4 protein-coding genes are annotated in these 6,316 nt (G+C 51.7%); 2 read left to right on the top strand and 2 right to left on the bottom strand.

Annotated features, from left to right (window positions below):
• Window positions 1-268: 268 nt before the first annotated feature.
• Window positions 269-2,215 carry a CHASE2 domain-containing protein gene (locus AC0QH1_RS05855; RefSeq protein WP_324629993.1) on the bottom strand — a complete coding sequence of 649 codons (1,947 nt, stop codon included), beginning with the start codon at window positions 2,213-2,215 and terminating at the stop codon, window positions 269-271.
• Window positions 2,216-2,673: 458 nt separating this feature from the next.
• Complete coding sequence (locus AC0QH1_RS05850; protein WP_324629992.1) at window positions 2,674-3,453, bottom strand: photosystem II S4 domain protein; 780 nt, start codon at window positions 3,451-3,453, stop codon at window positions 2,674-2,676.
• A 207-nt stretch (window positions 3,454-3,660) separates the two neighbouring features.
• Between AC0QH1_RS05850 and AC0QH1_RS05845 the strand changes: the two genes are divergently transcribed.
• Entirely contained in the window at window positions 3,661-4,266 is a 606-nt protein-coding gene (locus tag AC0QH1_RS05845) for a YkgJ family cysteine cluster protein (protein ID WP_324629991.1), read from the top strand.
• A 404-nt stretch (window positions 4,267-4,670) separates the two neighbouring features.
• Window positions 4,671-6,316 (top strand): bifunctional serine/threonine-protein kinase/formylglycine-generating enzyme family protein (locus AC0QH1_RS05840; protein WP_324629990.1); only part of this gene is annotated, 1,646 nt, incomplete at its 3' end.

Below are 6,316 nucleotides of genomic sequence, written 5' to 3'. Positions count from 1 at the left end.
CATTTCCCCTGGCTCTCATCCCGACGCTCACCAAGCACGGGTAGAGCGCGGGGCTTCCCGCCGAGAAGCTAAATATTAAACGGGATTGATTCGCACCGTGGCCAACGGCGAGAAGGGAGGCCAAGGGTGCCCTCCCACCGCGCCACGCGGCTCCACAATCCTCAGAGTCGAAAATAATAACTCTATTGTTATTCTAACCTCCATTTCCAGAAGGCATGACAATTCTGCGATCGCAGAAAGTAAAGTTTATGTAAACTTCATATTACGATTAGGCTCCATCGCCCCCGGAGGGGTCTGCGGCGGGAGCAGTTTCTTGGCGACAAATCACCCGGTAAACATCCACAGTTTCCTGCCTGCCTTTGAGCGCCAAAGGCCCCCAGGGTTCCACCACAAACTCATCGGGGAGTCTCACCAGGGTTTCTTCCGCAATCAACACCCGACAAATGCTCGACTGACGGTCTTTCTCACAACTTTCCAGCCGGGAAGCAATATTCACGCTATCGCCAATAATACCGTATTCTTGCCGGTCTTTGCCCCCCAAACTGCCCGCCACCACTGGCCCGGTGAAAATGCCCACCCGCATTTGAATCACCGGCAAACCGCGTTGCTGCCAGTAAAGGTTCAGTTCTCCGAGGCGATCGCCCATTGCCAAACCGCAATTCACCGCATTGCGGGCATCTTCAGCAATCTCCAGGTCTGTTTGGCGCGGGATGGGCACCCCAAACGCCGCCATGATGCCATCGCCGGTAAACTTATTAATAATCCCGTGATGTTCTTCCACCACCTGGGTCAGCATGTCCAAATATTCGTTTAACCACTCCATCAGGGCCTCCGGGGGCATCTGTTCGGAAATGGTGCTAAAGTTCTTCAAATCCGTAAATAACATGGTCGCCATCGACTTTTGACCCGGAAGCTTGCCATCCTTGAGCAAGCGATCGCGGTTTTCCCAGAGGGCATCGGCAATTTCGCGGGAGGTACTTTGACCGAGCAGCTTCATCACCATCTGCTGCTGTCGTCCCGCTTGATAGGCGCGATATGCCACCACACCGCCTGCGGCGATCGCAAATGCCACCCCAGGGGTCACCACCGGCACCCAACCGGCTTGGGTAAAAATCCCCCAGCTTATCAGCAATAACGCCCCTTCTCCTATCCCACTGATGGCACTCAAGACGATTGGATGACGAAAGACCCACGCCATCGTCCCCCCCGCCGCCGCCCAACCGATAATCCACACCCATTCTGCCCAATTGGGCCAAAACCAAAATAACCCCCGTCCATCTAGTACCGCACTCAAGATTTGGCTGGTCATCTGGGCGTGAATCACCACCCCCGCCATAAACGGATCGTCCTGGGCGGGGCTGTAGGGGGTGTAGTGCAAGTCGCCGATGCTGGGTGCAATGGTGCCGATCAGCACGATTTTATCTTTCACCCACTCGGGGTTGATGTAGCCCGATTCCACCTCAGACAGCGTGACTTGGCGCGCCACGTTCTCTGGCGAACGGTAATTGATGAGAAGTTGATAGCCTTGGTCATCAATGTGGGTATAGGCCCCGGAGGTGGAACTCAATTGGTTCAATACTGCTTTTCCCCAGAGAATCTCACCCCGGCGGTTGGGGTTGGGTTGCGGGACTAACCCTCGTTCTTCTAAGTACGTCATCGCCAGTTTCAGGGCCAAGGAAAAGTTGGTTTGTCCGTTCTCCACGAAGGTTATTAAACTGCGGCGAATCGGTCCGTCGGGATCGGTAATTAAGTCATTGAAGCTAATCCGTTCCTCGGGAACGCTGGGGGGCGGGTTGACTCCGGGGAAATCATTGCGAATGGCGATCAGGTTCTCGGCGGCGAGTTGTTCGACCATTGCTTGATGTCCCGGAGGTTGGGCTAAGTCTCGATAAATGTCTAAGCCAATCACGGCGGGATCGTATTGTTGCAGTTTGTCGATCGCTCTGGCGAGGGTGCGATCGCTTACGGGCCACTCTCCTTCTTTTTGGATGTCTTGTTCGGTAATGGCGACAATCAGAATGCGCGGATCCGGGGGTTCTGAGGCTCGCCACTGCATCATCCGATCGAACAGCATCAGTTCCCACCGCTGAAACCCCCCAAATTCTCGCACGCCCACGGCTAATCCAGCGGTGCAAAGGGTGGCGATCGCCACCACCGCTACCCCGGTTAGATCCGGCGATCGCTTCTTTATCTGGCGGAAAAACTTAAAAAACACGGATAGTTTCGATGGGGTTAAATGGCTAAGGTTCCGAGGTAAATTTAGCAACGGTGGGTTTCCGGTTTGGGTTGAGTGGGTTGCAGGTATCGAATTCCTCTCGGGGTCTCTCCCCTCCCTTTTGGGTATCAACCGGGTTGAAGTTTCCCCAGGGCAGGGTTTTTTGCCTCAGCTTGCGCGACTGAGAATTGCTTGGCGGCTATGATGGCTGTACGTTTGCCCGATTGGGCGTTGCTTCCCGTGCAATTGCTCCCCTCGGGGTGGAAAATCATCCCCGAGGAGGGGTCTATTGCCTTGAGTGTAGATGCATGGTTTAAAGTATGCCATGTTTCTAAGCCAATGCCGGGGTTTATCCCCTCGATGGCCACACCCCGCTCTGTGCCGGGTTTCTGCTTCAGCCGTCAGGAGTTGACATTTCCTCAAAAATGTGGTAATAGAGATTAAGCTATGGAACCGCTTTATTTGTAGCGGGTCAGTTGCACCCGGTAGCGCTGCTTTTTCGTGGTCTGCACTTCGCCGACTTCTAAGCGTCCTTTCCCGCGAATGGCAATTAAATCTTCGGGTTTGACTTGGTAACTGGGTTGGGTGATTTCTTTCCAGTTCACTCGCACGTCCCCAGAATTGATTAAATCCGCCATTTTGCTGCGCGACATGCCAAATCCGGCGGAGGCGATCGCATCCAATCTCATGGATGCTTCTACGGTGGTGAGTTCTTTTTTCTTCGGTTCGCGAATCTTTAGTTCGCTCAGGGCGATCGCTTGGGTTTTCACCGGCACCGATCGCACCTGGGTGAGGTTCATTTCTAAAAATTCTACCATCTCGGGCACCACGATCGCCTGCGCCCCACGTTCCCCCAATACGATGATGTCCCCGGTTTTTTCCCGCACGATTCCGGTTCCGAGCATAGCACCGAGAAAGTCCCGATGGCTTGCCGGATCGAACAGGAAGTTACCGGCAATGTCCAACGCGGCGATGGGCACGCTGGCTTTATCTAAGGGCAAATCTGCCCGGGCGATCGCCACTCGCTTGCGTTCCGCTTGGGGATAACCTCCCCATGCTACCATATTTATCTCGGTCAGGCGCTCGAATGCCGATTCGATTTCCATCAGTTCCGGCGGCGAAAGAAAGTCCATCGCCACAATTTCCCAGGTTTTAATCGCTTGTTCCGCGCAATCAATGGCCCGCGCCATTGTCTCTCTATTTTCAACGCTTTGCAATAGGTCTTCTTTTGGTAGCATTCGGGTCGCTATTTTTTCTCAACACTATTTTTATTTTATCGCGGCTACGCCTCCAACTTTGCAGGGCTTCCTCGCCTTTTCCCGAGGATGAAATGCCAGTGTTCTCCCCATTCATCCCTCCCCTGCCACTTTCCCCCAATTTGCGCTATATATTATAGGAGCATACTCTTTTTACTTTGCCCGATGGGGCAGGATTTGCCGAATTCTATGAACCGTGATGTCTTAAAACAAGTTACAGACTTATACGATCGCATCGACGAACAAACCGCTTCACTGCAACGCGCTACGGGATTGCACTGTCCCTCGGGATGCGGAAAGTGCTGCGAAAATCCCGAGGTGGAAACTACGGTACTCGAAATGTTGCCTCTGGCGCTGGAGTTGTGGCGTCGCGGCGAAGCATCCGCTTGGTTGGACCGGGTGGCGCAGGTGAATGAGTGCGGCCCTTGCGTGTTTTACTCTCCGGACCCGTTTATCCCCGGGAATGGTCGCTGTTCGGTGTATCCCTGGCGACCCAGTCTGTGTCGGTTGTTTGCTTTCGCTACGGTAAACGATAAGCAGGGAACCCCGCAACTGGCAGCTTGCGTGCGCCACAAAGCAACGATACCCGAGGAGGTGGATCGGGCAAAATCTGCGATCGCTGCCGGTCTAGATGCTGCCAATTTCTCGCACATCTCTACCCAAATCGCTAACCTCGACCCTTCCCTGGGAATCGAACGTTTTCCGATTAATCAAGCTCTGAAGTTGGCTTTACAACGAGTGGGGTTAATCGCTCAATTGGCATTGGAAGACGGTGATGGCGATCGGGTTGCCTAATTCATAAAATTCTTTCCTAGCACCTGCTGAAAACCAAAGCAATAATTGAAACTTGAGAAAACATTCTCTCGTTTTCTCGTTCTCTCCTCTCTCGTTCCCAGGCTCAGCCTGGGAACGCCCCGGACAAGCTATCGCCTACCAGAGAATTTCCCCTAATAATTCCCCCATTTCTTTTAACCAATTAAGGCGGAGAATTGAAATCGCGCTTTCACAAGCTTTCGTCTGCCAACACCAACTATTTTTTACCCAATTAAGGCGGGCGATCGCTCTCCCATTTTACTTCTAATCTTCCCCGCCCAAATCGCAACAAAACTTTATCAAAATTTCCCCAAAACCCCCTTGACAACCGTTCCCCCCTTGACCTATTATATGGATAATGGAAAAGGTGCGCCCCTATATATGCCATGACCGTTTACTGCCTGAATCCCGCCTGCCCGAAACCGGAGAACCCAGAGGGGAATCAATATTGCAATCGCTGCGGCACGCAACTGACGCCGGTATTGCGCGATCGCTATCGCATCGATCGCCCCCTAGGAAGCGGTGGATTTGGCAAAACCTATTTAGCCAAAGATACAGACCGACGGGATGCAGTTTGCGTGGTCAAACAGTTTGCACCCACTGACGGAATGAGCAGCAACCCGCAACTGTTGGAAAAGGCTCTGGAGTTATTTGAACGAGAAGCAGACCGCCTCTTGCACTTAGAAGAACATCCGCAAATTCCCACCCTCTATGCCTATTTCCAACAAAGCAATTATCTGTATTTAGTACAGCAATATATCCCGGGACAAACTTTGCTGGAACAATTCCAAGCTGAGGGCACCTTTGACGAAAGCAAAATTCGCGCACTACTACAAGACTTATTGCCAACTCTCCATTTCATCCACCAGCAAAAAGTCATTCATCGCGATATCAAACCCGAGAACATCATTCGCCGCCGCAGGGATAACAAATTAGTCTTAATTGATTTTGGCGTTGCCAAACAAAGCACTATCACGATGCAAACTCCTCAGAACACCTGCGTGAAAACCAAAGTGGGAACGCCAGGTTACGCCCCAATGGAACAACTGATGCGCGGCGTCGCCTATCCGGCTAGCGATTTATATAGTTTAGCAGTGACTTGCGTGCGGTTAATGACGGGATGTTTCTTAGAATTGGATAGTACCGATAAGCTTTACGACAGCATAGAAGGATGTTGGAAATGGCGAGAACAGTTGCCTTCTGGGGTAGAAATTAGCCAGAATTTGGCTCAGGTATTGGATAAGTTATTATCCGATTATCCAAACCAGCGATATCAGTCAGCGTTGGAAGTATTAGACGCCCTGAATCCGCCGCTAAAATTTAGCTTTGAGGTAATTACTGTCAATCGGTATGGAAAAGCGATCGACCGTCAGCAAAGGGAGGCGGAATATTTTACCGAAGATTTGGGACAAGGAATTGGGTTGGAAATGGTACGCATTCCGGCGGGTACATTTCGCATGGGTTCTCCGGAAACGGAGTCAGGGAGAGATAAGAATGAAAGTCCACAACATCGGGTGAAAGTGCCGGAATTTTTTATAGGCAAATATCCGGTAATACAGGCACAATGGCAAGCAGTGATGGGAAATAATCCCTCCTATTTCATCGGAGAAAATTTACCAGTAGAAAACGTATCCTGGCACGATGCGGTGGAATTTTGTGAGCGAGTGTCCCAAAAAACGGGACGAGTGTATCGCTTACCCAGGGAAGCAGAATGGGAATATGCCTGTCGCGCCGGAACCACCACGCCATTCCATTTCGGGGCAACCATGACCCCAGAATTGGCGAATTATAATGGAAATTATCCCTACGCCAAGGAAGAACAAGGGGAATATCGAAAAAAAACCACGCCGGTGGGGAGTTTTCCGCCCAATGCATTTGGACTATACGATATGCATGGGAATGTCTGGGAATGGTGTCAGGATGTTTGGCATGATAATTACAATGGTGCGCCGTCAGATGGGAGTGCTTGGGATTGGGGAGGAGATTCTGGGTACCGGATGCGGCGTGGAGGGTCTTGGAATTTCATCCCCAG

This window comes from Phormidium sp. CCY1219 (genome assembly GCF_055795085.1).
Note: the sequence above shows the minus strand (reverse complement) of the source record. Positions and strands in the feature narration are given on the sequence as shown.

Coding starts and splice junctions, on each gene's coding strand:
- AC0QH1_RS05850 (WP_324629992.1), bottom strand. CDS start 3,453: ATGCTACCAAAAGAAGACCTATTGCAAAGCGTTGAAAATAGAGAGACA.
- AC0QH1_RS05845 (WP_324629991.1), top strand. CDS start 3,661: ATGAACCGTGATGTCTTAAAACAAGTTACAGACTTATACGATCGCATC.